Source organism: Rhizobium sp. Leaf311, from assembly GCF_001423445.1.
Classification (GTDB): Bacteria; Pseudomonadota; Alphaproteobacteria; order Rhizobiales; family Rhizobiaceae; genus Agrobacterium.
The window spans coordinates 275,282-299,459 of sequence record NZ_LMNZ01000007.1; the positions used below are offsets into that span (position 1 = coordinate 275,282).

At 59.1% G+C, this 24,178-nt stretch carries 26 protein-coding genes; 4 read left to right on the top strand and 22 right to left on the bottom strand.

Annotated features, from left to right (window positions below; all coding sequences use genetic code 11):
* The first annotated feature begins 176 nt into the window (after positions 1–176).
* Positions 177–1,163 (top strand): Gfo/Idh/MocA family oxidoreductase, encoded by a 987-nt coding sequence (locus ASF69_RS11755; protein ID WP_062587604.1) that lies wholly within the window; start codon positions 177–179, stop codon positions 1,161–1,163.
* A 9-nt stretch (positions 1,164–1,172) separates the two neighbouring features.
* Here ASF69_RS11755 and ASF69_RS11760 read toward each other — a convergent pair whose 3' ends face one another.
* Together ASF69_RS11760 and ASF69_RS11765 are read right to left on the bottom strand one after the other, a co-directional pair.
* Positions 1,173–1,445, bottom strand: coding sequence for a hypothetical protein (locus ASF69_RS11760; protein WP_156462047.1), 273 nt, complete (start codon positions 1,443–1,445; stop codon positions 1,173–1,175).
* Positions 1,446–1,605: 160 nt separating this feature from the next.
* Positions 1,606–1,836 carry a hypothetical protein gene (locus ASF69_RS11765; RefSeq protein WP_062587608.1) on the bottom strand — a complete coding sequence of 77 codons (231 nt, stop codon included), beginning with the start codon at positions 1,834–1,836 and terminating at the stop codon, positions 1,606–1,608.
* Between the two features lie 197 nt (positions 1,837–2,033).
* On the opposite strand from ASF69_RS11765, the gene xseA reads away from it, so the two are divergent.
* Positions 2,034–3,632 (top strand): exodeoxyribonuclease VII large subunit, encoded by a 1,599-nt coding sequence (gene xseA / locus ASF69_RS11770; protein WP_062587610.1) that lies wholly within the window; start codon positions 2,034–2,036, stop codon positions 3,630–3,632.
* A gap of 45 nt (positions 3,633–3,677) precedes the next feature.
* Here the strand turns inward: xseA and ASF69_RS11775 are convergent, their stop codons facing one another.
* Positions 3,678–4,178, bottom strand: coding sequence for a MarR family transcriptional regulator (locus tag ASF69_RS11775; protein ID WP_062587747.1), 501 nt, complete (start codon positions 4,176–4,178; stop codon positions 3,678–3,680).
* An 83-nt stretch (positions 4,179–4,261) separates the two neighbouring features.
* Between ASF69_RS11775 and ASF69_RS11780 the strand changes: the two genes are divergently transcribed.
* A complete protein-coding gene (locus tag ASF69_RS11780) occupies positions 4,262–5,125 on the top strand; it encodes an EamA family transporter (RefSeq protein WP_062587612.1) in 864 nt (287 codons plus the stop codon).
* A 6-nt stretch (positions 5,126–5,131) separates the two neighbouring features.
* On the opposite strand, the gene ASF69_RS11785 is transcribed toward ASF69_RS11780, so the two are convergent.
* The 3 genes from ASF69_RS11785 to ASF69_RS11795 all read right to left on the bottom strand — a co-directional run bounded on the left by ASF69_RS11785 (position 5,132) and on the right by ASF69_RS11795 (position 7,277).
* Entirely contained in the window at positions 5,132–6,370 is a 1,239-nt protein-coding gene (locus ASF69_RS11785) for an aminopeptidase (protein ID WP_062587614.1), read from the bottom strand.
* 74 nt (positions 6,371–6,444) lie between these two features.
* Positions 6,445–6,921, bottom strand: coding sequence for a Cys-tRNA(Pro) deacylase (ybaK, locus tag ASF69_RS11790; protein ID WP_062587616.1), 477 nt, complete (start codon positions 6,919–6,921; stop codon positions 6,445–6,447).
* Between the two features lie 8 nt (positions 6,922–6,929).
* Entirely contained in the window at positions 6,930–7,277 is a 348-nt protein-coding gene (locus ASF69_RS11795) for an ArsC family reductase (protein ID WP_062587618.1), read from the bottom strand.
* Between the two features lie 195 nt (positions 7,278–7,472).
* Here ASF69_RS11795 and ASF69_RS23365 point away from each other — a divergent pair, with 195 nt between their 5' ends.
* Positions 7,473–7,640 (top strand): hypothetical protein, encoded by a 168-nt coding sequence (locus ASF69_RS23365; RefSeq protein WP_162928006.1) that lies wholly within the window; start codon positions 7,473–7,475, stop codon positions 7,638–7,640.
* 83 nt (positions 7,641–7,723) lie between these two features.
* Here the strand turns inward: ASF69_RS23365 and ASF69_RS11800 are convergent, their stop codons facing one another.
* From ASF69_RS11800 to ASF69_RS11875, 16 genes are all read right to left on the bottom strand, one after another.
* Positions 7,724–8,113, bottom strand: a complete 390-nt coding sequence (locus ASF69_RS11800) for a type II toxin-antitoxin system VapC family toxin (protein WP_062587620.1) — start codon at positions 8,111–8,113, stop codon at positions 7,724–7,726.
* Positions 8,100–8,375, bottom strand: coding sequence for an AbrB/MazE/SpoVT family DNA-binding domain-containing protein (locus tag ASF69_RS11805; RefSeq protein WP_062587749.1), 276 nt, complete (start codon positions 8,373–8,375; stop codon positions 8,100–8,102). Before ASF69_RS11805 ends, ASF69_RS11800 begins: the two co-directional genes overlap by 14 nt.
* A 123-nt stretch (positions 8,376–8,498) precedes the next feature.
* Positions 8,499–10,076: a glutamine-hydrolyzing GMP synthase gene (gene guaA / locus ASF69_RS11810; protein ID WP_062587622.1), complete on the bottom strand. Its 1,578-nt coding sequence runs from the start codon at positions 10,074–10,076 to the stop codon at positions 8,499–8,501.
* Positions 10,077–10,158: 82 nt separating this feature from the next.
* Positions 10,159–10,797: a 5'-methylthioadenosine/S-adenosylhomocysteine nucleosidase gene (locus tag ASF69_RS11815; RefSeq protein ID WP_062587624.1), complete on the bottom strand. Its 639-nt coding sequence runs from the start codon at positions 10,795–10,797 to the stop codon at positions 10,159–10,161.
* On the bottom strand, positions 10,794–11,243 hold the full coding sequence (locus tag ASF69_RS11820) for a PaaI family thioesterase (RefSeq protein ID WP_062587626.1): 450 nt from the start codon (positions 11,241–11,243) through the stop codon (positions 10,794–10,796). Before ASF69_RS11820 ends, ASF69_RS11815 begins: the two co-directional genes overlap by 4 nt.
* 67 nt (positions 11,244–11,310) lie before the next feature.
* Complete coding sequence (locus tag ASF69_RS11825) at positions 11,311–11,763, bottom strand: TspO/MBR family protein (protein WP_062587628.1); 453 nt, start codon at positions 11,761–11,763, stop codon at positions 11,311–11,313.
* A 51-nt stretch (positions 11,764–11,814) separates the two neighbouring features.
* Positions 11,815–12,906 carry a DUF1513 domain-containing protein gene (locus ASF69_RS11830; RefSeq protein ID WP_062587630.1) on the bottom strand — a complete coding sequence of 364 codons (1,092 nt, stop codon included), beginning with the start codon at positions 12,904–12,906 and terminating at the stop codon, positions 11,815–11,817.
* Positions 12,907–12,910: 4 nt separating this feature from the next.
* On the bottom strand, positions 12,911–14,032 hold the full coding sequence (locus tag ASF69_RS11835) for an imelysin family protein (protein ID WP_062587632.1): 1,122 nt from the start codon (positions 14,030–14,032) through the stop codon (positions 12,911–12,913).
* Entirely contained in the window at positions 14,032–15,543 is a 1,512-nt protein-coding gene (locus ASF69_RS11840; protein WP_082469703.1) for a di-heme oxidoredictase family protein, read from the bottom strand. The genes ASF69_RS11835 and ASF69_RS11840 overlap by 1 nt, the downstream gene beginning before the upstream one ends.
* A gap of 253 nt (positions 15,544–15,796) precedes the next feature.
* The gene (locus ASF69_RS11845; RefSeq protein ID WP_062587634.1) at positions 15,797–17,074 is read right to left on the bottom strand and encodes an imelysin family protein; all 1,278 of its coding nucleotides are present in this window, start codon (positions 17,072–17,074) and stop codon (positions 15,797–15,799) included.
* Between the two features lie 153 nt (positions 17,075–17,227).
* Entirely contained in the window at positions 17,228–18,517 is a 1,290-nt protein-coding gene (locus ASF69_RS11850) for an RsmB/NOP family class I SAM-dependent RNA methyltransferase (RefSeq protein WP_062587636.1), read from the bottom strand.
* Positions 18,518–18,620: 103 nt separating this feature from the next.
* Entirely contained in the window at positions 18,621–18,989 is a 369-nt protein-coding gene (locus ASF69_RS11855) for a septal ring lytic transglycosylase RlpA family protein (protein ID WP_112963384.1), read from the bottom strand.
* Between the two features lie 396 nt (positions 18,990–19,385).
* The gene (locus tag ASF69_RS11860; protein ID WP_062587640.1) at positions 19,386–20,264 is read right to left on the bottom strand and encodes an NAD-dependent epimerase/dehydratase family protein; all 879 of its coding nucleotides are present in this window, start codon (positions 20,262–20,264) and stop codon (positions 19,386–19,388) included.
* Complete coding sequence (gene queG / locus ASF69_RS11865; protein ID WP_062587642.1) at positions 20,265–21,413, bottom strand: tRNA epoxyqueuosine(34) reductase QueG; 1,149 nt, start codon at positions 21,411–21,413, stop codon at positions 20,265–20,267. It lies immediately after the preceding gene.
* A gap of 74 nt (positions 21,414–21,487) precedes the next feature.
* Positions 21,488–22,180 carry a glutathione S-transferase family protein gene (locus ASF69_RS11870; protein ID WP_062587644.1) on the bottom strand — a complete coding sequence of 231 codons (693 nt, stop codon included), beginning with the start codon at positions 22,178–22,180 and terminating at the stop codon, positions 21,488–21,490.
* Between the two features lie 904 nt (positions 22,181–23,084).
* The gene (locus tag ASF69_RS11875) at positions 23,085–24,065 is read right to left on the bottom strand and encodes a complex I NDUFA9 subunit family protein (RefSeq protein ID WP_062587646.1); all 981 of its coding nucleotides are present in this window, start codon (positions 24,063–24,065) and stop codon (positions 23,085–23,087) included.
* Between the last annotated feature and the right edge of the window lie 113 nt (positions 24,066–24,178).

Consider the following 24,178-nt stretch of genomic DNA (forward strand, 5'->3'; position numbering starts at 1 on the left):
TATCTCCTGATTTCAATAGATACAGTTTTTACCATTTGGTTGGAAGGCGAAAGACACCAGCCTGCCGAGTATGGGACATATCCAGCCATGGCATAGCCTGAGTATGAGCGGCCTTGTGCCCATTGCCAGCCATCTCTGGCATGGTAAGGTGCCCGCCGCTACAATGGGAGATAGGCATGTTACGTTTTGGTATTCTGTCGACGGCAAAGATTGGCCGCGAACTCGTTATTCCGGCCATTCAGGACGCGGAAAATGCCGTTGTCACCGCCATTGCCAGCCGCGATCTGGCAAAGGCGCGGGCGCTTGCCGACCGGTTCTCCGTTCCCCATGCCTTCGGTTCCTACGAGGAGATGCTGGCTTCCGACGCAATCGACGCGGTCTATATTCCGCTGCCGACGTCGCAGCATGTGGAGTGGTCGATCAAGGCCGCCAATGCGGGCAAGCACGTCCTGTGCGAAAAGCCGATCGCGCTCAAGGCTGATGAGATCGACGGTTTGATAGAGGCCAGAGATCGCAACAAGGTGCTGGTATCGGAAGCCTATATGGTTACCTATGCGCCGGTTTGGCTAAAGGTGCGGGAACTATTGGCTTCGGGCGCCATCGGCACGTTGAAGCACGTGCAGGGTGCCTTTACCTATTTCAACCGCGACCCTTCCAACATGCGCAATATTCCGGAACTCGGAGGCGGCGCGCTGCCGGATATCGGCGTCTACCCGACCATTACAACCCGGTTTGCCACGGGCAAGGAGCCGCAGCGCGTTCAGGCAACGGTGGAGCGCGATCCGGATTTCGGCACCGATATCTATGCCAGCGTCAGGGCAGACTTTGGCGACTTCGAACTCAGCTTCTATATTTCTACGCAGCTTGCCGGGCGTCAGTTGATGGTGCTGCACGGCACGAAGGGCTATATCGAAGTGAAGTCCCCCTTCAACGCAGACCGCTGGGGCGCAGAAGAGGTGGAACTGACCAGTCAGGATCACGGCCAGTCACAGATTTTCCGCTTTCAGGACAGCCGCCAGTATCGGCGGGAAATCGAAGCGTTTGCCGCAGCGGCCAGCGGAAAGGGCGGGGAGGTCGTCACGCTGGAAAGCTCCAGGAACAGCCAGCGATTCATCGATGCCATCTACCGCGCAGCCGAGCAGGAGGGCTGGGAGAAGGTCTAGCCCCCTTTCTCAAGTCCCGGAACGCATGGCCTTTGCCGCTCGGGCATATCCGAAGGCGGCAAAGGCCAGACTGGCGATAGCGCCCGCAACAAAGGCGATCGGCCAGTGAACGGCTGGATTTCTGATGATAATGAGGGTGAATACCGCCAGGCTCACGGCAAGGCTGATGAAGCTGACAGCAAGCGCAGAAAAAAGTGAGATTGAACTTGGCCGACCAAGATAGAATAGGGCGGTCGCAAGCACTGCGTAGGAAAGCGCAGCACTCAGGGTTCTCGCGAGCACTGGCCCAAAACCATAATGTGTGACGCAAACGTAAGAGAATGCTCCGTCCAGCGCAGTCAACGCGCAGAAAGGAAAAAGCGGGTTCATAGCTTTCAAACGGGATCATCCTCGCGGTAAGGCAAGCTGGCCAGTCAGGGCCGCTAAGATGCAATATCCTCGTTCAGACCAGTTTTAGCCTCATCACCGCTAGCATGGCAGCAAAGCCACCGGCAATCCCGAGATTATAACCGGCAAGTGCGATGAGAAGCGACAGGACCGGCACTCCCGATGCCGAAACCATTGCCGAAACTGCAAATATGCCTGCACTCATCACGCCAATCAGCGCCAGCGCTGACATGGACCGCAAAGCCAGCGCGGCAACGCCGAGCGAGATTCCTAGAAAAAATACCATGATGCCGCTCCTCCTCCTGAGGGCTTGAGGAAAGGCATCGTCATCCCCAAAAACCCTTATTCTCCTCCAAGGCATGCACTCTCAACGATGGACTGTATCAGATTGTTGCAATTTTGTGAAATTCATTCGACCAAAAATTGTCAACTCAGTGTTATCGGCGCGATTTGCAAATCACGGACCATAGGGTAGAAACGGGCATGAGCGATATTTTCAGCCAGCCCCTCACCAACCTTGCCGAATTTTCCGTGTCGGAACTATCCGGTTCCATCAAGCGAACCGTCGAGACCGCCTTCGATCAGGTGCGGGTGCGCGGGGAAATCTCCGGTTATCGCGGGCAGCACACATCGGGACATGCCTATTTCTCGTTGAAGGACGACCGTGCCCGTATCGATGCCGTCATCTGGAAAGGCAGCTTTTCCAAGCTGAAATTCCGCCCTGAAGAGGGCATGGAGGTCATCGCCACCGGCAAGATCACGACCTTCCCGGGCTCATCGAAATATCAGATCGTCATCGAGAGTCTTGAGCCTGCCGGTGCTGGTGCGCTGATGGCGCTTCTGGAAGAGCGCCGTCGCAAGCTGGCAGCGGAAGGCCTGTTCGATCAGGCCCGCAAGCGCCGCCTGCCTTACATGCCTAGGGTCATCGGCGTTGTGACCTCGCCAACCGGCGCCGTCATCCGGGATATTCTCCACCGTATTTCCGATCGTTTTCCGGTGCATGTGCTCGTCTGGCCGGTCAAGGTACAGGGCGAGGGTTCCGGCGAGGAAGTCGCCAACGCCATCAGAGGCTTCAACGCGCTTGAGGTCGGCGGCGAGATTCCCCGTCCTGACGTGCTGATCGTGGCGCGCGGCGGCGGAAGTCTGGAGGATCTCTGGAGCTTCAACGACGAAATCGTCGTTCGGGCCGCGGCCGAAAGCCAGATCCCGCTGATATCCGCCGTGGGTCACGAGACCGATACGACCCTGATCGACCACGCCGCCGATGTGCGCGCGCCCACGCCAACAGGGGCGGCGGAAATGGCCGTGCCGGTTCGCGCGGATCTGGAAGCCCAGCTTGCCGGTCTTTCTGCGCGGCTTTCCGGCTCCATGTCGCGCCAGATGGACAATCGCCGCCAGGGTGTGAGGGCACTCGTTCGCGCACTGCCTTCGCTTGATCAATTGCTGGCTCTTCCACGCCGTCGTTTCGATGAGGCAGCCAGCGGGCTTGGCCGCGGGCTGGAGCTGAACACGCTCAACAAGCGCCGCAGCTTTGAGCGCACCGCTTCGGGCCTGCGCCCTGATGTTCTGGCGCACGGTCTCAAGCAGCAGCGACAACGCATTCAGGAACGTATGCAGCGTGCCGAGAGCCTGGTGGAGCGTCGACTTCTGCAGGCGCAGTCGCGCGTATCGTCGTCGGATTCGTCCCTGCGCGCTCTGCCCGCCCGCCTTCTCGGCCAGCTGGAACGGCAGAAGGAGAGGGTTGCCGGTGCCATCCGCCGTACGGATACCGCGGTCCTGCACCGCATGGCGCAGAACCGTTCCGGCATCGCCGCCCATGATCGCATCCTGCAATCCCTGTCCTACAAGAATGTGCTCAAGCGCGGCTATGCGGTCATTCGCGATGAGGATAACCGCCCGCTGACCCGCGCTGCCGCAGTCGTATCAGGTGCTGTGGTGTCGATGGAGTTTGCCGATGGGCGCGTGTCTGCCGTGGCGGGTGGTGCCGATGCCTCACCCCCGGAAGGCCCCGCGCCCGCGCCTAAAAAGAAGCCCGCTAAACCGGCCTCATCCGGTCTCGTTGATCAGGGTACTCTGTTTTAAGGCGTAAATAGGCGAGGGCAGGCGTTGCACAGAGAGCCGCGTGCCTCATTCGAAATCTGATAGAAACACCTTCAGCAGCCGGTCGAACTCCCGTCTGTCACCTTCGCTCACGCCCGCAAGCAGCTCATTCTGCCTGGCGACATGCGCCGTCACAGCTTCGTCGACAATGGCAAAGCCCTTGTCGGTGAGGGCAATCAGCACGCTGCGCCGGTCCTGCGGATTGTTGATCCGCTCCACAAGGCCCGCCTTTTCCAGCTGGTCGATGCGGTTGGTCATGGTGCCGGAACTGACCATGGTCATGGCCAGCAGTTCCCCGGGAGAGAGCTGGTAGGGCGCTCCTGCGCGCCGCAACGTCGCCATCACATCGAAAGCTGAAATCGAAAGGCCATGTTGCATCAACACGGCCTCGATCTCGCGGCCAAGATGGGTCGTCAGCCGGTGAAGCCGGCCAATGATACCCATCGGCTCCACGTTGAGCTCGGGTCTTTCCCGCCCCCACTGGGCCAGAATTTTGTCGACGTGGTCAGGAGAGGCATCTTTGGTCATGGCGACAAGGGATACCATTATTTGTCTTGACGTCAAGATAAAATGTCATATGGTGGATATATCTTGACATCGAGAATCTTGAAATGAAGAGAAACCTAAATTACCTTGCCGACGTCGCCATGACCGGGCTTGCCCCGGCCGTCTGGGGCAGCACCTATTATGTCACGACGCAGTTTCTGCCGCAGGGTTATCCCATGCATGTCGCCATGCTCAGGGCCTTGCCAGCGGGCTTGCTGCTGCTGCTTCTCGTGCGGCAGCTGCCAACAGGCATCTGGTGGGGTCGCACCTTCATCCTTGCGGCGCTCAACTTCGCCTTCTTCTGGGTGATGCTGTTTGTTGCCGCATATCGCCTGCCGGGCGGTGTGGCGGCAACCGTGGGCGCGGTGCAGCCCTTGATCGTTATCGGGCTGTCGCGCATTTATCTCGGGCGGCCCATCCGCGCGCTCACGGTCATGGCCGGTGTCGTCGGTATCGTGGGTGTGGCGTTTCTGGTGATGACACCGCAGGCCGCGCTCGACCCCGTGGGCGTTGCGGCGGCTTTCGCCGGTGCAGTCTCCATGGCCTTTGGCACCGTTCTGGCGCGCAAATGGCAGCCGCCGGTCTCAAGCCTTACCTTCACGGCGTGGCAGCTGGCAGCGGGTGGATTGATGCTTGTACCGATAGCCCTGTTTTTTGAGCCTGCCTTGCCGCCCCTTACCTCTGTAAACCTGCTCGGACTTGCCTATCTCGGCCTGTTTGGTGCTGCTTTGACCTATCTCTTGTGGTTTCGCGGTCTGGCCCGCATAGAGCCCTCGGTTGCGGCCTCGCTCGGCTTCCTCAGCCCGGTCACGGCAACGCTCCTCGGCTGGCTGGCGCTCGGTCAAAACCTCTCGCCAGCGCAGATTGCCGGTTTTGTCATGGTGCTATCAAGCGTCTGGCTCAGCCAGAAGAGCCAGGCGCCGAAATAGCTGTCATCAGGCCCATTCGCCCTTGCGCATCACAGGCACCTTCGAGCCATCGGCTCTGACACCGTCAATATCGACCTTGTCGGAGCCGATCATCCAGTCGATATGGATCAGGCTGGAATTGCCGCCCTGCGCCTTGATCTGGTCCTGCGTCAACGTCGCGCCATCGATAAAGCACTTGGAATAGCATTGTCCCAACGCGATGTGGCAGGATGCATTTTCATCGAACAGCGTGTTGTAGAACAGAATGCCGCTGGCCGAGATCGGCGAGGAATGCGGCACCAGCGCCACTTCGCCAAGGCGTCGCGCACCTTCATCCGTATCCAGCACCTTGTTCAGCACGGCCTCACCCTTGGATGCCTTGGCTTCCACGATGCGGCCTGCCTCGAACGTCACCCTGATGTCGTCGATCAAGGTACCCTGATGCGACAGCGGCTTGGTGCTGGAAACATAGCCATCCACCCGCAGCGCGTGCGGCGTGGTAAAGACTTCCTCGGTCGGAATATTCGGGTTGCAGGTCACGCCATTCTTGGCTGCCGATGCGCCGCCATGCCATTCGTGATTGTCCGCAAGACCAATCGTCACATCGGTGCCGGGGCCAGTGAAATGCAGCGAGGCGAAACGCTCGCCGTTCAGCCATGAGGAGCGCTTGGCAAGGTTGGCATTGTGCTCAGCCCATGCCGCCACGGGGTCAGCGACATCGACGCGTGACGCCGCAAAAATCGCATCCGCCAGCTTTTTCACCGCTTCATCTTCGGGAATGCCGGGGAACACCTGTTTTGCCCAGGAAGGATTGGGATAGGAAATGATGTTCCAGTTGATGTCGAAGTTGGAAATCTTCTCCAGCGCCGGTTTGTAGGCCGTGGAATTGGCCTTGTTGGCGCGGGCGACCTTTGAAGCGTCCTCATTGGCCAGCAGCATGGGGTTGTCGCCGGAAATGGCAAGCCGCGCAGCACCATTGGCATAGGCCTTCGCCATGCCTTCATACAGCCAGCCGGATGCCCGGTCGAAATTGGCGTCGCTTGCGTGCCTGTACCGGGCAAGCGTCGTTTCCTCGTCGGAATAGAAGGTGGTGACCAGACCGCCGCCTGCCATATAGGCGTGCTTGGTCAGGAAACGCACCAGGGGCAGCGCCGCAAGCGGCGCGGTGATGACCAGATCCTGATCCTTCTGCAATTGCAGCCCGACCTTGACGGCGACTTCGGCCAGCTTTTCGAGTTTGACGGGATCGATGGGAGAAACTGTCATGATGCGCCTTCACATGTCTTCATTGCGAGGCGCAAAACATAGCCCATTCGTCGCGAAAGCCAACCGTCTTTGTGCTATTCGGCAACCAGGGGAGCGGCGACGGCTTTCAGAACGGCCTGCGCATCCCTAGGCGAAAGCCGTACCTGCAGCCCCCGCTGGCCGCCATTCATGTAAACTTCGTCATGGCCGAGGGACTGTATCTCGATGGCTGTCGGCACCTGCTTCTTCTGGCCAAAGGGGCTTATGCCGCCGACGTGATAACCGGTTGCGCGTTCGGCATCTACAGGCTTCATCATTTGCGCAGATTTACCGCCAAAGGCCGCCGCCAGTTTCTTCATGCTCACCTCGCGGTCGGATGGTACGACCACGCAAACCGCCTTGCCGTCCACCTCGGCCATGAGCGTTTTCAACACCAGATGCGGCTCAGCCCCAATGGCTTGCGCCGCCTGAAGCCCGATGCGCTCGGCATTCGGATCATAGTCATAGGTCACGGCGGTAAAGACGATACCGGCCTTGCTGAGCATCTGTGTCGCGCGGGTGGTCTTCGACATGGCAGATCTCAGCGAAACAGGGCCGCATAGGTTTCCGGCTTGAACCCGACGGTGATCTTGCCCTTCGCCTCCAGCACCGGCCGCTTGATCATCGATGGCTGCGCCAGCATCAGCGCAATCGCCTTGTCGCGGTCGAGATTCGTCTTCTGCTCATCTTCGAGTTTCTTGAAGGTCGTCCCGGCCCGGTTCAGCACGGTCTCCCAGCCTGCCGCATCACACCATGCGTTCAGATGCGCGGCGTCTATACCGGCTGTCTTGTAATCATGAAACTTATGATCGATGCCCTCGGCCTCCAGCCATGTGCGGGCCTTCTTCATCGTGTCGCAATTCTTGATGCCGTAGATAGTGATCGTCATGAAACAGCCTCTCATGGAAGACCACCGGAATAGCAAACTCTGGCCGGAATTCAAACAGCCGCTGAGCTATGCAAATTTGCATGGTCTGTCATCTGAATGAGTTCGAGCTAAGCTGCATGGCTCGCTTGCTGTATCATGAGTTGTAGAATTGCTCGGGAATGCTCATATTCTAAGCAACACAAAGGAGAAACGCATATGCGTAACGTTGCCAAGACATCCCGTAACTTCATCGGCGAAACCTTTGCCGTTTTCGGCGCAGCTCTTGCCGTTTCCGCTGCTGTTCGTGCACATCGCAAGCCAGCTGGTGCTGACCTTGACGCTCTGGGCATCGACCGCAAGGCTTTCGACAAGGTTCAGCTCTAAATTCTGATCTCGACGCTGGCGAGGCATGATGGCCTCGCCTTGGCATGAGGCGGACTTCGCCTGTGCTTACACGCTAGAGCGCTTCAGGCCTCGACGACGTGTTTCATGCCTGCCGCCTGAGCGGCCTTTATGAACTTGCGATCAAACGTGACAAATCTCTCGTAGTGAGCAGTTCTGACAAGATGCAGAGCATCGCCAAAATCCATCGATTTTTCTGTTAAGTCCAGTGCCTCGGCGATGCAGTCTGCGTCCTCGACGCTGACGGTCGGTAGCCCGCAAAACGCGCGGAGTGCGCCAACCGCCTGTATGCGGCTAAATCCATAGGCGCTTCGCAAAATCCATTCGGTTTCCAGTGCCACTGTCACGGCCACAAACACCAACTGTCCATCCACGATGGTGCGGGCACGAACAGACTGCTCAGGGTGATCCCCCGTCAGGTAGCGGACAACGACGTTGGTATCAATCGCGATCATGATGTCTGTGCGCTTCAGCCAATATGGCCTCATCCATTTCTTCCAACGTCTTTGGCTTTCCACTGAACGGTAGCATTCCGAACACGTCTTCCGATGTCGTCGGTGCAAAGGCGGGAGCGCGCTTCAGCAGGACGCCGTCAGCGGTTTCCTCGACCGTTAAACGCGTTCCAGGCCCCCAGTCGCGGTGCTGGCGTATGGTTTTGGGAAGAATGACCTGTCCTTTTGTAGAAACGGTCGTGGTGAGTTTTTCCGGCTGCGACATCATATCCACCTTGGGTAAGACGGAAGTAAGATAGCTGATTTAAAGCATTTATCAATGCCGCAAAGAAAAACCGGGCCCGTCTTTCGACGGAGCCCGGTTTGTGTCGTTCAAGCCCGATTGGACTTATTCCCACTCGATCGTGCCGGGCGGCTTGCTCGTCACGTCGTAGACGACGCGGTTGATGCCCTTGACTTCGTTGATGATGCGGGTTGCCGCGCGACCCAGGAAGTTCATGTCATAGGGGTAGAAATCCGCCGTCATGCCGTCCACCGAAGTCACGGCGCGCAGCGCGCAGACGAAGTCATAGGTGCGGTAGTCGCCCATGACGCCCACGGTCTGTACCGGCAACAGCACGGCAAAGGCCTGCCAGATGGTGTCGTAGAGACCGGCTTTACGGATTTCATCGAGATAGATCGCATCGGCCTTGCGCAGAATGTCGAGCTTTTCACGCGTGACCACGCCGGGGCAGCGAATGGCAAGACCCGGACCCGGGAAGGGGTGGCGACCAATGAAGCTTTCGGGAAGGCCGAGTTCACGGCCAAGTGCACGGACCTCGTCCTTGAACAATTCGCGAAGCGGCTCGACCAGCTTCATGTTCATGCGCTCTGGCAGACCGCCGACATTGTGGTGGCTCTTGATGGTGACAGATGGGCCGCCGGAGAAGGATACGCTCTCGATAACGTCGGGGTACAGCGTGCCCTGCGCCAGAAACGCCGGAGCGCCCTTGCCGTCAGAGGCGATCTTGGCAGCTTCCGCCTCGAAGGTCTCGATGAACAGGCGGCCGATGGTCTTGCGCTTCACTTCCGGGTCGGAAACGCCTGCCAGTTCCGTCAGGAACAGATCGGAGGCATCCACATGCACCAGCGGAATATTGTAATGATCGCGGAACATGCCGACGACCTGCTCGCTCTCGGCCTGGCGCATCAGGCCGTGATCGACGTAGATGCATGTCAACTGATCGCCAACCGCTTCATGGATCAGCACCGCCGCGACGGAGGAGTCGACGCCGCCAGACAGGCCGCAGATCACCCGCTCGGTTCCAACCTGCTCACGGATCTTGCGGATCATCTCGGCGCGGTAGGCCGCCATGGTCCAGTCGGATTTCAGGCCGACGATCTTGTGCACGAAGTTGGACAGAAGCTTTGCGCCATCTGGCGTGTGCATCACTTCCGGGTGGAACATGGTGGTATAGTAGCGGCGCTCTTCATTGACGGCGATGGCGAAGGGCGCGTTTTCCGATGTCGCGGCCACTTCGAAACCTGCCGGCAATTGCGTCACGCGGTCGCCATGGCTCATCCACACCGGGTAACGTCCACCGACATCCCAGAATCCGTCGAACAGCGGGCTTGCCTTCTTGATCTCGATATCGGCGCGACCGAATTCTGCCGCATGTCCGCCTTCGACAGTGCCGCCGAGCTGCGTGCACAGTGTCTGCTGCCCGTAACAGATGCCAAGGATCGGAATGCCGGAATCGAACACCGCCTGTGGAGCGCGCGGGCTGCCTTCAGCGGTTACCGATGCCGGGCCGCCGGAGAAGATCACGCCCTTCGGCTGAAGTTTCTCGAAGGCTTCCGCCGCATTCTGGAAGGGATGGATTTCGCAATAGACTCCGGCTTCGCGCACACGGCGCGCAATAAGCTGCGTCACCTGGCTGCCGAAATCGATGATGAGGATGCTGTCGGGATGGGCTATCTGGGTCATGGCGAGCCTTTAAAGAAATCCGGGCCTCAACGCAACCCGGGAGTTGGCCTGAAAAGCCAGAACATAAGCGGTTGCGCAAGCTTTACAGAGCAATCTCACCCTCTTGTATCGCAGCGCACAAGCTGTCAACCGCTTGCGCCAGTTTCTGGTCGATCACGTGCAGATAAGCGGTCCAGTCGGATATGTGGCTGACCTCGGCCTTGCCGTCGGAGATGCCCCGCAGCCCGATCATCGGCACACCGAACCGCTGACAAGCCCGCAGGATAGCGAAAGTCTCCATCTCAACCATATCGGCATCCACATGGTCGTAGCCTGAGCCGGAGACAACATTGGCGCCGGTGGAAAGCCGCGCTTTTGCCACGCCGGGAATGCTGAGCGTCAAAGAAATTTCAGCGGGAAGATCTAAAAACGGCGTGCAGCCCTTTTCAAAGCCAAAGGCGGATGCGTCCATGTCCCGGTAGGAAACGGACGTGGCCTGATAGACCTCTGCCTGCTCCAGCACCCGCGATCCGGCGGATCCGAGCGAAACGACGAGGTGGGGCAGCCGGTTCGCGCTGTCGAGAGTGGCGAGCGTCACGGTCAGCGAAACCGCCGCTTCCACGGGCCCCACACCTGTCATCAGGGGTTTGAAACGGGCTTTGAGCTGCGGGCCATATTCCGCATCCGCAGCCATGACGAATAGCAGGCGCTTGCCCGCAATCTCCAGGATCTCGTAGCTCACTCTTCGAAGCCCTCGCGGTCTTTCATCACCATCATCGTGCCCGTCATCGAGGCGATCAGCTTGGCAGGGCCGTCCGTCAGCGCATAGGCGCGACCGTCTGCCACGATGATGTTGCTGCCGGGCTTGGTGATTTCGCCGCGAAACAGAAAACGATCTCCCCGACCGGGCGACATCAGATTGACCTTGAATTCAATGGTCAGCAACGAGCTTTCGGGGGCGATGATCGTGTAGGCGGCATAGGTGCAGGCCGTATCCAGTGCAGCGGCGATGACGCCCGCGTGCAGAATGCCATGCTGCTGCGTCAGCTTTGGGTGGAACGGCAGTTCGATTTCCACCAGCCGATGTTCGATGCGCGAAAGATCCGCCCTGATGGCCTGCACGACGCCCTGGCGCTTGAAGCTTTTTTCTATCCGCTGACGATAGTCGCCGGAATCGGTAAATTCCATTCCCCTGCCTTTCCGCTTTTAAAAAGACATGGCGCGAGGTGGCCGCGAACGCAAGGGCACGTTGCAGTTAATTCAGATAAACGATGCTGGCGTTGAGAAGCGTGGCAAAGCCGACCCATGCCGCATAGGGCACGAACAGCCACATGGAAATCCTGTCGCGCGTCGCGGTCATGATGATGAAGGCGACAACGCAGACCAGCATGGGCACGATGAGAATGAGCGCGCCTACCGGGCTCTCCATGGTAAAGAAAATCGGCGACCACATGAAGTTCAGCAGCATCTGGCTGCCCCACAGCTGCATCCGCCCGCCCATGCGGCTTTGCAGCCATGTGCGTGCGCCTGCTACCGCAATCATGATGTAGAGCGCGGTCCATACCGGACCGAAAATCCAGTTGGGCGGGTTGAAGAGGGGCTTGTTGAGCGATTGATACCATTCGCCAGGCACGTTGTTCATGCCAATCAGCGCACCTGTCGTCACAACGACGAGTATGAAAATGAGGTAGACCAGCGCTTTTTTCATGCGCCATGAAATGCACGGAAACGCTATTCGTTCCAGCGTTATTTCAGCAATTCATCCTGCAAGCCTGACAATATGCTGGTCCCAGGCGACATCGCTTGCCCTTGAACCGAAATGTCCGTCATAGGAGGAGGCAACGATTCCATGGGCCGCAGGTGCCACGCCGGCGGCTTCGCGCAGTGCAGCCTCGCTCAATATCCGGCCGGTTTTTTCATCCAGCGTCACGCTTGCATTGCCGTTGGGAGATGTCAGCCCGACGATGCCGTCGCGACGGTTTACCGCAATCGCCCCCACATAATTGGCGAGCCGCGCCGTCGTTTCCGGTGGCAGGTCAATGAAATGCAGGTCGTCACCCTTGCAGAAATGCCCGACAAGCGCAGGCAGATCGTTGCGCGGCCCTTCATACTGGCAGGCAAACCAGATGCGCCCGTCACGGCCCAGATCCACATGCCGGGTAGAAAGCTGCGCCAGCGGACCTCCAAGTCCATGCTTCTGGATCAGTCGTCCCGTGGCCGCATCCAGAAGCACCAGCGAGGGCTCCATGGCGTCGATATTGAGCTTCGTGCGCCCGAAATCCGGATGGGTCTGAATGCCGCCATTGGCGATGATGAGCATCCGTCCATCTTCGCTCACCGTCATGTCATGCGTGCCGATGCCACAGGCGTCGTGTTCGCCGATGCGTCGAAAACCGTCGCGAGCGTCATAAAGGCCGATGACGCCACGGTTTTTGTCGAAATCATTCTCGCTGGCATAGAGGAGGGAACCATCGGGTGAAAACTGGCCGTGACCGTAGAAATGCCGGTTTGGCGGCGTGTGCATCACGATTGGTTCCCGGCGTCTGGCCGGGTCGAAAGCCATGAAAAACGTGCCGGGCCTTCGCGCAAAGGCAACCGTCACACCCGTTGCACGGCTGGTTGCCATGCCATGGGCGCGTGCGGGCAGAACCAGCCGGTCGATGATCTCGCCCGCTTCGCTGACCGTTGCTACGCCGTAAGCGCCATTGCGGTCGCGAAAGGCCGAGGCGAAGACGGCGTCCGTGCGCTCCAGTGCGTGGAGAGACCGCGGCGCAAGCGATGCCAGAAACGGCAGACCCGCCGCCTTGATGAAGGCGCGCCGGTCGATCAGCAGCCGCTTGTCGTTGGCCATGGGGTCAATCCCCATCCGAGAAGGAGAAGCCGGAACTCAGGCCGATTGCGCCGCCATACTGGTCGTTGATACGATAGATCAGGTCTTTGCCATTCAGTAGCAGATAATCGACCTTGCCGCGTTGAGCATCGTCGGCCAATGCCTTTTCAATGTCGGGGTCGATGTTACCGGCCACGCGGACCATGGATTTGGTGATGAAGTCGATCGAGCCGGTGATCGATCTCTGGTCAGGCGGCAGAAGATCGCTCATTCCGGCCTTGCTCATCAGCGTCTGGACGCCGGAAATATTGTCGGCGATGCTTTTCCAGGTCAGGCCAGAGCGCCAGAAAATCGCGGTTCGCGGAAATTTCGCATTGTCCGGCCCCTTGTAGAAAGTCTCGATGCGCTGGTCGCGAATGGCCTCGGCTGCGTGCACCAGTATGCCCAAAAGACCCACCAACGCCTCCCGCTCATCGCGAAACACCGGGTTGTCCGGCCCCGGTTCCTTCCAGTGCCGGGCGGTCCCATCCGGCGCGTCCCACGCATCGGAAAGCTCGGTGCCGATTTTGGCTATGTTGCCCGCAATCGCCGCGCCATAGCGGCAGGGAAATCCGTTTTTTGTGCTCAAGAGCTCATCGGTGTCCTTGCCGTAAAGCACATATTCCAGCGCGCCAAAGCCCTGTGCAGCGACGCTTTTTGCCTGCAGACCCGCGGGCGTGGTCACGCTTTCGTCGCGCTCGGAAAGATATCGCTGCACCTGTCTGAGGCCCAGCCCCTTCCTGTCGGGGTAATAGAGCACGCGCTCGAAACGGTTCTGCTCGATAACGGGGCCGACGCGGACGATCTCGATCCGGGCCCAGGCCTGCGCCGCATCGGCAAAGCCCGCCTTGGCTGCGGCCATCGTGTCGGCGGACGGTGTGGCGCAAAGCGCTGCCATCTTGCCCTCAAGCGCCGTGCCGCTGTCGCGAAAGGCATCATAGCCGGGGCGGATGAAGCCATCGACCGCCTTTTCCATGACGGTGCGCACCTTTGCCGGGTCCAGCGGCGGTGGCGGCATCAATTCAACATCCTGCGCCAGTGCCGAGCCGAAGCTGCAAAGAAAGGCGAGCGTCAGAAGGCCGTGAAATTTTCGCATCGCATTTTCCATTAAAGAGAAGAGAGAAAGCTGAGCAAAGCCTGCCTGTCAGACTTTTGCAAGGCAGCAAAGGCGTCGCGCGCGCCTTGCGCCTCGCCGCCATGCCAAAGAATGGCTTCTGTCAGGCTGCGGGCGCGCCCGTCATGCAGGTAAAATCCGTTGCCGTTAACCGCTTGCGTCAGGCCAAGTCCCCACAACGGCTGGGTCCGCCACTCGCGACCTGTCGCTTCGCCTACCTGTTGGCCATCCGCCAATCCCTCGCCCATGTCGTGAAGCAGAAAATCGGAATAGGGCCAGATCAGCTGGAAGGAATGCAGCGCATCCTTCGCATCGCGTCTGGTAACGAATTTCGGCACATGACAGGAAGCGCACCCCGCCTCGTAAAATCTTTGCTTGCCACGCAGCACCTCTGTGCCGTCCACATTTCGGCGCGCCGGAACTGCCAGATTTTCGGTGTAGAAGGTCACGAGATCGAGAACGGGGGAGGGGGCTTCCACATCGCCCAGCCGCTTTTGCACACCACTGGGCAGGGAAAGACAGTCGCTCTCAGCCTTTGTGCAGTCGCCATAAGCATTCGGCGCGTCTGGCGTGGAAATGCCGATATCGTTGGAAAACGCATCTGCCGCCTGGTCGCGAACGCTTCCGTTCTGCGCCTTCCATCCAAACCGGCCAAGCACAAGCGCGCCGGTTAGATGGTCGCGCACCCAGGCCGGTTTGCCGGATATGCCATCATTCGCTGCGCTCTGGCGGTCCGCGATTTCGAGAATATCCGCCTCGGCAATCGCTTCTATCAGCCCCAGACCCAGCGTGGGCTGGGCGATGCGACCGGACAGTGTGGTGTCCACGCCGGTCGGACCATAGGCCGGATCGGCTATCGCATAGCCTGGCTTTCGCAGCGAAACGGTTTCGCCATCAGCCAGCGTCACCGTCTGCTCGGCATAGGTGACAGCCAGCCGCCCCTCTGCCTTGAGGCCGGGCACGGCAAGGTTCTGAAGCTGCCGACCATAGGTCGCATCCGGGAAATTGACGACACCATGCTCGCCTGTCGCCTTGATTTCCTCCGGGGTCCGCGCGGGCCGGGCGAGGCGCAGGACCATGGAAACGGCATCTTCGCCACCCTCGGGCGGCCGCCCGCGACCGTCCTTGATATGACAGCTCTGGCAGGAGCGCGCATTGTAAAGCGGCCCAAGCCCATCGGATGCCTGGGTGGAGGAGGGCGATGAAACCCATAATTTCTGAAACAGCGCGTTGCCGAGCTTGAAATCCTGCCCGCGCTCAAGCGGCATATTGGCGGAAGCTTGAGAAAACGGGTCTCGCAAAACGGTCGTCGTCGCAGCGCCCGCAGACATGGCTTCGAAGGTTTCCGCCCTGGTAAAATCGGTGGTCGGGCGCGTCACCTGCCGCACACGGCTCTGGTCGCTGCCGGAGAGGTCACGGCGGGCTGCGGTCTCGGCCTGCGCCGCAGCGCCCACAGCTGCAATCAGCAGGGGATAGATGAGATGGCGTGGCCGCAGGCGTATCATGAAGGCAGACCATGAAACGCTACCGAAAGTGCGGCTTTGACCTCAGCCCCGCCTTGCTTCTCGATCCGGAGACATTGCGTCTGCACGGCAAAAGAACGCCTTCGCGCCGCAGACATGGCGCTGCTCAATCTCAGCTCAAGGCCGGGATGACGGAAGGAGACAAACCGCGTTCTTCGCAAAATGATCCGCCTGCAAATGGTCTGGCAGCAGCAGGCAGGCCGCATGTCACCCATGCGGCCTGCATTCCATGGTCTTACTTGAAGACCTTGTCGGGGCTGTCGAGGCTTTCAGAGCCTTCCAGCTCGATCTTGCCGAGGTCGAGAGCGGCAATCACGCGCTCGACCGTCTTGGTCTGGTCCAGCAGTCCGTCAATGGCCGCCTGCACGGTGGCATTGCCGTCCTTGTTGCCCTCGGCGATCATCTGGTCATAGGCTTCCACCGTCTGGCCGCGCTTTTCCATCGCGTGCATTGCATCCAGCGTCTTGTTCAGCTTCGCCTTCATTTCGGCATCCAGCGCCTTGTCGCTGGCGGCAACGAGGTCGGAGAGCGAAGGTCCGGTCAGCGTCTTGCCGTCAACGGTCTTGTATTCGCCCGTATAGGCTGTGGCGATGCCAATCGCGTCATTGAGGTGGGAGTTATAGGTGTTGTCGGAGAAGCAATCATGCTCTTCCTCGGGATCGTGCAGCAGAAGACCAAGCTTCATGCGCTCACCCGCCAGCTCTCCATAGGACAGCGAACCCATGCCGGTCAGAATGGCGGTCAGGCCCTTCTTGGGGTCGGCTTCCACCGTCTTTGCAGCTTCGCCATCCAGTGCCCAGTTGGCCACCATTTCGGTCAGGTCGGCAACCAGAAGCGTCGAGGCCGCTTTCAGGTAATCGGCGCGGCGGTCGCAATTGCCACCGGTGCAATTCTTGGTGTCGTAGTCGGTGTAGGGACGGTTTCCGGCGCCCGGGCCGGTGCCGTTCAAATCCTGGCCCCACAGCAGAAACTCGATCGCGTGGTAGCCCGTCGTGACGTTGGCTTCAACTTCACCGGCTTCGGCAAGGCTCTGGATCAGCTCCGGCGTGATCTTGGAGGCATCGACCTCTTCGCCGCTGATCGTGATCTTCTTGTTGGCGATGATGTTGGCGGTATAGAGCTCGTTCTCGTCGCTCTCGGTCCCATAGGCGCCGTCGACATAGTCGATCAGGCCCTCGTCCAGCGGCCACGCATTGACCCTGCCTTCCCACTCATCGACGATAGGGTTGCCGAAGCGATAGACTTCCGTCTGCTGGTAGGGCACGCGGGCCTTGATCCATGCCTGCCGGGCGGCCTTCAGCGTTTCGTCGCTTGGTTTGGCAATCAGCGCATCGATCGCCTTGTCCAGCGCCTGCGCCGTGGTCAGCGCATCCTGATATTTCGCATGGCCAAGCTCCGCATAGTGCTTGACCACTGCCGCCGGATCGGTTGCAGCACGCACGGGCAGGGCGGTAAAGGTCACAGACGTGGCCAGAAGCGCAAGCGTTGCGCCAGTAAGTGATTTGCGGAACATGATCTCTCCTGTCGGTCCTCTCGTCGCGAGGCCGTGAAGGCGAGTTCTGAACCAATCACAAACTTGTGTCAAACATTCTAGTTTAGAAGCTTTCCAACCAGCGGCTGGAAACTTGTCCTTCCTCAATTCCTGTGGGCGTTTGCCGGAATTTTGTCAGGCGTTTCGCTTCATGGCGCAGAAGAAGAAGCCGTCCGTATCCGTCGTGGCGGGGGTCAGAGTGAGCGTCTCGCCATCTGCCGAATGCGGCTTGATGGCGTCCGCCCCAAATGTCTCTGTCCAGCGCGGCAAGGCAGGCCGTATCGAAAATTCGCTGTTTTCCGCGCAGAACCGGCGAACCTGTCGCTCGTTTTCATCCGGCAGAACCGAACAGGTCACATAGATCAACTCACCGCCTGCGCGCACGAAGGACTTCGCCTGCTCCAGCGCCTGGGCCTGCTGTTCGACACGTTCTTCGAGATTGCGCTGCGTCAGCCGCCATTTCGTGTCAGGGCGGCGACGCCATGTGCCGGTGCCGGTGCAGGGCGCATCAACCAGAACGCGATCGAACTTGCCGACATAGCGTTCCAGCCCTTCGGCCCGGTCATGCACCTGCACATTGCGGGTACCGGCGCGCTTCAGCCGCTCGATGATGGGTGCCAACCGCTTGCGGTCGGCATCGAAGGCGTGAACCTGCCCCTTATTGTTCATGGTCGCGGCCATGGCCAGCGTCTTGCCGCCACCGCCTGCGCAGTAATCGAGAATCTGTTCGCCTTCCTGTGCGCCCGCCAGATCGGCAACGATCTGCGATCCCTCGTCCTGAACCTCGAACCAGCCCTTCTGGAAGGAGAGCTCGGCGGTTACGTTGGGCAGACGCGAGGGGCCTTCGCCGGCGGCAATCCGCACGCCCTGTCGGGCAATGCGTGTGGCTTCGGCGCTGGCATCTTCCAGCGCCTTGATGACCTTGGTTCTTGATGCTTTCAGCGTATTGGCGCGAAGGTCGAGCGTCGGGCGCTCGTTCAGCGCCTTTGCCTGGCGAAGCCAGTCGTCGCCGAATGCGGCTTTGAAGGAGGTCTCTATCCAGTCGGGAATATCGCCCTGCACATGGGCCGGCGCGTCGGAAAGCGCGCGCGAGGCGAAGGCGGTCAGCATGTCCTGGGAAATGGGTGCGGGCGCGAACTTGTCGTCTTCGAATTCGGATGCCAGCTGTTCGGCGGATTTGCCCCATTGGCGCAGCATCACGGCATAGCCAAGAGCGGTTGGGCTATCGTCATCCATCAGCCATGCGTGGGAGAGTTTCATGCGCAGGGCATCGTAAACGATGTTGCCGATGGCGGCCCTGTCGCCGGAACCGGCGAATCGATGTGCCAGTCCCCAGTCCTTGAGTGCGTCAGCGACAGGACGCCTGCGCGCCTCTATATCCGCCAACACTTCCATAGCCCCGGCCAAACGCCCACCCAAACGCATATTCTACCTCACAAACACTGTGCCCGGGTTGGTAGACGCGAATGCTGGCGAGGGCAAGCCTTCACTGATCATTCCCTAAAAAACGCCCGATCGCCGCAGGCGATCAGTTGGCCGCCAGAATCTCGTAGCAGACCTTGGCCGTGCCGGAGCTGACCATGCCGATATTCTTGGCAGCTGCCTTGGAGAGATCGAGAACGCGTCCCTTGATGAACGGGCCACGGTCGTTGATGCGCACCACGACGGCCTTGCCGTTGCGGGCATTGGTCACCTTGACCTTGGTGCCGAAGCGCAGCGAACGATGCGCAGCGGTCAGGTTGGAAGGATTCATCCGTTCACCCGAAGCTGTCTTGGAAGTCAGCGCATACCAGGATGCGCCGCCGCAGCCGGTTCCGGCGCTGGCTTCAAGTGGAACGATGATGGAACAGACGGCTATAGTTGCAGCCGCAAAAGTCATGCGTCGGATATTCGTCAAACTGTGCTTCCCTGATACTCGGCCCCGCGCCGATGAACTTAGGCGAATTGAACTGAGGTGAGTGTAGGGCGAGGGAAAAATGGCAAAAAATGGCCAAGTGCCAATCACGAAGTATTACAGACTGTAACATTCGTGATGAAAATCTGCGGTCGAGAATTTAGATAGCCTTCGATCCATTGAGAAAAAATTCATGTAGAATCAAGGGTAAACAGGAATCCCATTGCTGACGATGCCGGAATGGATTCGGATCACAAATTGGTGGTGAAATATTTTTCCAAAGTCCGAAAATTTTAGCCAAATTTGCGCATTAACGAAAGGTTAAATGGCTAAATTAAGAATAAAACCTTCCGCTAAAACGCCTTTGGAAGGATTTTTCATCGCCTCTAAGATGAACGTTTATTCATCTCGCCAGACGCCGTCATCCCACAATTGGCGCAGCGAAACCCTGTAATTCGGGTAGGAAAAATCAAAGCCGAGGGCGCGCAGCTTGGCGTTGGAGACGCGTTTGTTCTCGCCATAGAAGGATCGTGCCATGGCGCTCAGCTCAGCCGTCTCGAAATCCTGCTCTTCCGGAGGCTCCACACCCATCAGCCCCGCGGCAAAGGCAATCACGTCTTGCGGCGGTGCCGGTTCGTCGTCGGTGATGTTGAAGATGCCGCCCTCATGCGCCTCGATGAGGAAGGCCGTTGCCGCGCCAATATCCTCCACGCGGATGCGATTGAAGACCTGGTCCTTCTTGACCAGCCGTCGCGCCGTGCCTTTTTCGAGATTGACGAAGCCGTTGCGTCCGGGTCCGTAAATGCCGGAAAGCCGCAGGATCGCAAGCGGAACATCCGCCTGCCGTGCCGCTTCCGCCCAGGCTTCTTCCGCCGCCACGCGCTCTGTCGAGCGGACCGAGACCGGTCGGCAGGGCGTGTCTTCGCTCACCCATTCGCCATCATGGTTGCCATAAACACCGACGGTGGAAAGATAGGCGGTCCAAGCCAGCTGTGGCATCAGGCTCTTGAGGTCGCCATTGCAGAGCCGCAGCAGCGGATCGCCGGAAGCGCCGGGCGCAATGGACTGCACCAGATGCGTCACGCCGCGCAATTCGCTGCGCAGGTCCTCGCTTAGGGCTCCCCCATCGAAAATGAAAGGTGCGATGGCCTGACATAGCAGCGTGGAAACATTGCCTTCTCCCCGGGTTGTCCCGGAAACCTGCTCCATCTTGCCTCGAAGCGCTCTGGCGATGGCCTTTCCGGAATATCCGGCGCCAAAAATCATCAGATGCGACATTTACTCTCCTGCCATGCGCCATTCTTCCAGCACGTCCGAATCGTCTTCGGTCATGCGCGACGAAGCGTAGGCATTGAAGCCGTCCCTGTCCATCAATCTTGACAGCGCCCACACCGCCATACCGCGCACCTCGGGCGCTTCGTCCTGGCTAAGCGATTGACACTGAGCGATAAAATCGGCGTTGCCGGAGTTCCCCGCGGCAATCAGAACGTTGCGGATGAAGCGGTTGCGACCAATGCGCTTGATGGGGGATCCGCTGAAGAAAGAGCGGAATTGCGCATCGTCGAGGGTCAGCAGAAAGGCGATTTCAGGCTCTTTCAGATCGTCTCGCGCCTGTAGTTTCATTTCTGATGCGGAAGCGGCAAACTTGTTCCACGGGCAGGCCGCAAGACAGTCGTCGCAGCCATATATGCGGTTGCCGATCAGCGGCCTGAATTCAAGCGGGATCGGCCCCTTGTGCTCTATGGTCAGATAGGAGATGCAGCGCCGCGCATCGAGCTTGTAGGGTGCCGGAAAGGCATCGGTCGGACAGGCGTCCAGACAGGCGCGGCACGAGCCACAATGGTCGCGCTCGGCTTCGTCCAGACAGAGTTCGGCGGTGGTGAACATGCTGCCCAGAAACAGCCAGGAGCCGTGGCTGCGGCTCACCAGATTGGTATGCTTGCCCTGCCAGCCTAGACCCGCTGCCTGCGCCAGCGGCTTTTCCATGACGGGTGCGGTATCCACGAACACCTTGACGTCTTCGCCGGCGCGCGCACCAAAGCGGGTGGCGATTTCCTTCAGTCGGCCCTTGATGACGTCATGATAATCGCGGTTGCGGGCATAGACGGAGATGGCCGCCTTGTCCGGCTGCGCAAGCAGGCCGCGCGGGTCTTCCTCCGGCCCGTAATTCAGCCCGAACATCACCACGGATCGCACGTCGCTCCACAGCGTTTTCGGGCTTGCCCGGCGCTCCTCGGTCTCTTCCATCCAGCCCATCGTGCCGTGATAGCCCTGATCGATGAATTCGCGCAGCCTTGCGGGCGCTTGAGGAATGGCATCGGCCGAGGTCACACGACAGAGATCGAAGCCAAGCGCGGTTGCCTCTGCCCGGATAAAATCCGTCAGCTTTCGGGCACGTGCCTCTCGCTTGTCCGTTGCCGTGTCGATGGCTCATCTCCTGCGCCGAATGCAGCACTCCGCCACATCTTCACGCCATTATATAGCACGCGCGGATGTCAGAGCTAAAAATCGAGGTCCGCGTAGTGCGAGGAGGGCGCAAGCCGTGGCACGCGCTCGGCCAGAAGCGGGCGGAAGGAAGGGCGCGATTTGACGCGCTGGTACCATTCCTTGGCAATGGGTGCTTCCAGCCATTTGATTTCGCCGAGATAGTCGAGAATGGAAACGGAGGCAGCAGCGGCAAGGTCCGCATAGCTCAGACGATCACCGGCAAGCCATGTGCGCGAACCCGCAAGCCATTCCAGATATTTCATGTGCTGGTGCACATTGGAACGCGCCGTGCGCAAAAGCTTGCTGTCTGGCGGGCCACCACCCTGTGCCGTGGACATTTGCAGCTTGTACGCCCGCTCCCGCACCAGCGGCCGCGTCACATCCGTTTCCATCTTCTGCAGAAACCATTCCGTCAGGCGGCGGATTTCGGCCCGTTGAAACGGGTCTTCCGCCAGAAGACGGCGGTCACGCTTCAGCACGCCATGGGTCTCGTCCAGAAACTCGGCCAGCACGTAGGGACCGCAGAGCGAACGCATATTGTCGTCAAGATAGACAGGCAATGTTCCCGCTGGGTTGAGGGCAAGAAACTCGCGCCGCTTTTCCCAAGGCTGCTCCTCGATCAGATCCGCCTGGAAACCGTATTCCGACAGGATGAGCCGAACGAATCGGGAAGCGGTCGACATGGGGGAATGAAACAGAGTTGGCATCGGTACTCAAATTTTCGATTGAGCAATCCCGGCAAGATGAAGAACGCTTTGCACTTGGAATCGCATGAAACATGGATCGAGAACATTTTCGCGTTTCGAAGAAAGCGGAAACGCTCTGGTGACTGATTTTTCGAGATCGCCAGAAGGCAAGAACTGCGTCTTGTGCAGAAACTATAAGTTCAGCTTTTTTAAGACCAGTTTAACGACAATCCATTTGCCGTTGCAGTTTCCTGTCGAATGGCTGCTTGAGCCATGAAAAAAGCGCCGTCGTGGGATCGATGGCGCTTCTTGGAAAGATCCGGATCAAGCGCGTTGCTTGAGGCGATCAGTTTGCCGAGATCGAACTCGTAGCGCATGGATCCACGCCATAGGCTGGCGAACAACCGGTTTTACCAGCCGCGACTGTACCCGGTGCCATGAAAGAACCTGCCAGAACAACCAAAGCCGCACACGCAAAAAAGAGTGCGATAGACCTGCCCATTTTATACTTGCCTTTCAGACGATTAACCAAACGGTCCAAGCCGTTGCGCTATGATTTTTAGGTTCGGGATGTGTGTAGGATGTGGCGTCTATCAATAAATCAGCTTGCTGAACACCGGGTTAATGCGAACTCTTGTCCACAGTTGCGCTTGTGCCACGCTGACCACGACGAAATGCGATTTTCATGATGTGCCCCCACATTGGAATTGATCAGCGGGCAAGGCCGCTGGCAGTCGCGAGCTAAACTCACGACTGCGGGAATGGTTGCAATCTAATTTTATGAAATTTTTACGGCAGAAAGCCGGATCGTCGAACAGAACCCGGCCTTTGCCCGTGAAGCGCACGAAAGACGCAGAGATCGCCATCAGGCCCAGTCGAGCCCGATGACCCCAAAGCGTCACACCATTCGCTCTGCGCAATAGAATCAGGCGGCCTTGCCTGCATTGCTGAACTGGCCGTTCGTGCGGTAGCTCACCATGTAGGATGGCAGAACCGAGGCGACACGAACCGGCGTTATGCCAACGCCTTCGAGCGTCAGGCCTGCTTTTTCAGCATCGCCCGAAACCACATTGTCGGTCTTGAGCATCGTCACCTGGTCAGCCGTCAATGGCGGCGAAATCAGCGGGACCATGGAAGCAATCGTGCCGAGCAGCGAAGCAATGCCAAAGGGCACGTTTACCAAAGGACGCTGGCGGTAGGTCGCAGCCAGAACGGCCTCGAGACAGTCACGGAAGGTCATGACGTCCTGTCCGCCCAGCTCATATGTCGCGCCGGACTTGAGGGCGCCATCAACGCTCTCTGCAACCATCTCGGCCACGTCTTCGACATAGACGGGCTGGAATTTCGTGCGTCCACCGCCAATCAGCGGCAGGAACGGCATCTTCTGGGCCATTCCGGCAAACTTGTTGAAGAAGTCGTCTTCCGGTCCGAAGATGATGGAAGGACGCAGGATGACGGCCTCAGGCAGAAGGGAGCGAATGGCGGCTTCGGCGCGGCCCTTGGTGCGGGCATAGCCGACGGAAGACTGCGCATCGGCACCGATGGCGGAAATATGGGTCAATGTCGCGCCAGCATTCTTGGCGGCTTCCGCCACGGCGCGCGCACCGAATTCCTGTACGGAATCGAAAGTGTTGCGTCCGCTTTCAAACAGAATGCCAACGCAGTTTACCACATGGTCTGCGCCTGCAACGGCCTTGGCGATGGACTCCTTGTAGCGCAGGTTTGCCTGGGCAAAGGAAATCTGTCCGACATTGCCCAGCGGCTGCAGAAAACCGGCCAGATCAGGGCGGCGAACGGCGACGCGAATGCGGTAACCGCGCTTTGCCAGAGTGCGCACCACATGCCGCCCGACAAAGCCCGAGCCACCGAATACGGTCACGAGAGGGGGAAGGTTGGCCAAAGGCATGGGAGGCTCCTGCGAAGCGTTGAATATAGCGTTTCCGTCTCTTAGCTCAAAGCCGAAGCAACGGGAAGAGAGAACAGTATGCGCTTTTGACCAGAATGAAGCGATGCTTGACG

Excerpts from the sequence above, each read along its gene's own strand:
- ASF69_RS11755 (WP_062587604.1), top strand. The coding sequence starts at position 177 with ATGTTACGTTTTGGTATTCTGTCGACGGCAAAGATTGGCCGCGAACTC.
- ASF69_RS11765 (WP_062587608.1), bottom strand. The coding sequence starts at position 1,836 with ATGGTATTTTTTCTAGGAATCTCGCTCGGCGTTGCCGCGCTGGCTTTG.
- xseA (WP_062587610.1), top strand. The coding sequence starts at position 2,034 with ATGAGCGATATTTTCAGCCAGCCCCTCACCAACCTTGCCGAATTTTCC.
- ASF69_RS11775 (WP_062587747.1), bottom strand. The coding sequence starts at position 4,178 with ATGACCAAAGATGCCTCTCCTGACCACGTCGACAAAATTCTGGCCCAG.
- ASF69_RS11780 (WP_062587612.1), top strand. The coding sequence starts at position 4,262 with ATGAAGAGAAACCTAAATTACCTTGCCGACGTCGCCATGACCGGGCTT.
- ASF69_RS11785 (WP_062587614.1), bottom strand. The coding sequence starts at position 6,370 with ATGACAGTTTCTCCCATCGATCCCGTCAAACTCGAAAAGCTGGCCGAA.
- ybaK (WP_062587616.1), bottom strand. The coding sequence starts at position 6,921 with ATGTCGAAGACCACCCGCGCGACACAGATGCTCAGCAAGGCCGGTATC.
- ASF69_RS11795 (WP_062587618.1), bottom strand. The coding sequence starts at position 7,277 with ATGACGATCACTATCTACGGCATCAAGAATTGCGACACGATGAAGAAG.
- ASF69_RS23365 (WP_162928006.1), top strand. The coding sequence starts at position 7,473 with ATGCGTAACGTTGCCAAGACATCCCGTAACTTCATCGGCGAAACCTTT.
- ASF69_RS11800 (WP_062587620.1), bottom strand. The coding sequence starts at position 8,113 with ATGATCGCGATTGATACCAACGTCGTTGTCCGCTACCTGACGGGGGAT.
- ASF69_RS11805 (WP_062587749.1), bottom strand. The coding sequence starts at position 8,375 with ATGTCGCAGCCGGAAAAACTCACCACGACCGTTTCTACAAAAGGACAG.
- guaA (WP_062587622.1), bottom strand. The coding sequence starts at position 10,076 with ATGACCCAGATAGCCCATCCCGACAGCATCCTCATCATCGATTTCGGC.
- ASF69_RS11820 (WP_062587626.1), bottom strand. The coding sequence starts at position 11,243 with ATGGAATTTACCGATTCCGGCGACTATCGTCAGCGGATAGAAAAAAGC.
- ASF69_RS11825 (WP_062587628.1), bottom strand. The coding sequence starts at position 11,763 with ATGAAAAAAGCGCTGGTCTACCTCATTTTCATACTCGTCGTTGTGACG.
- ASF69_RS11830 (WP_062587630.1), bottom strand. The coding sequence starts at position 12,906 with ATGGCCAACGACAAGCGGCTGCTGATCGACCGGCGCGCCTTCATCAAG.
- ASF69_RS11835 (WP_062587632.1), bottom strand. The coding sequence starts at position 14,032 with ATGGAAAATGCGATGCGAAAATTTCACGGCCTTCTGACGCTCGCCTTT.
- ASF69_RS11840 (WP_082469703.1), bottom strand. The coding sequence starts at position 15,543 with ATGATACGCCTGCGGCCACGCCATCTCATCTATCCCCTGCTGATTGCA.
- ASF69_RS11845 (WP_062587634.1), bottom strand. The coding sequence starts at position 17,074 with ATGTTCCGCAAATCACTTACTGGCGCAACGCTTGCGCTTCTGGCCACG.
- ASF69_RS11850 (WP_062587636.1), bottom strand. The coding sequence starts at position 18,517 with ATGCGTTTGGGTGGGCGTTTGGCCGGGGCTATGGAAGTGTTGGCGGAT.
- ASF69_RS11860 (WP_062587640.1), bottom strand. The coding sequence starts at position 20,264 with ATGTCGCATCTGATGATTTTTGGCGCCGGATATTCCGGAAAGGCCATC.
- ASF69_RS11870 (WP_062587644.1), bottom strand. The coding sequence starts at position 22,180 with ATGCCAACTCTGTTTCATTCCCCCATGTCGACCGCTTCCCGATTCGTT.
- ASF69_RS11875 (WP_062587646.1), bottom strand. The coding sequence starts at position 24,065 with ATGCCTTTGGCCAACCTTCCCCCTCTCGTGACCGTATTCGGTGGCTCG.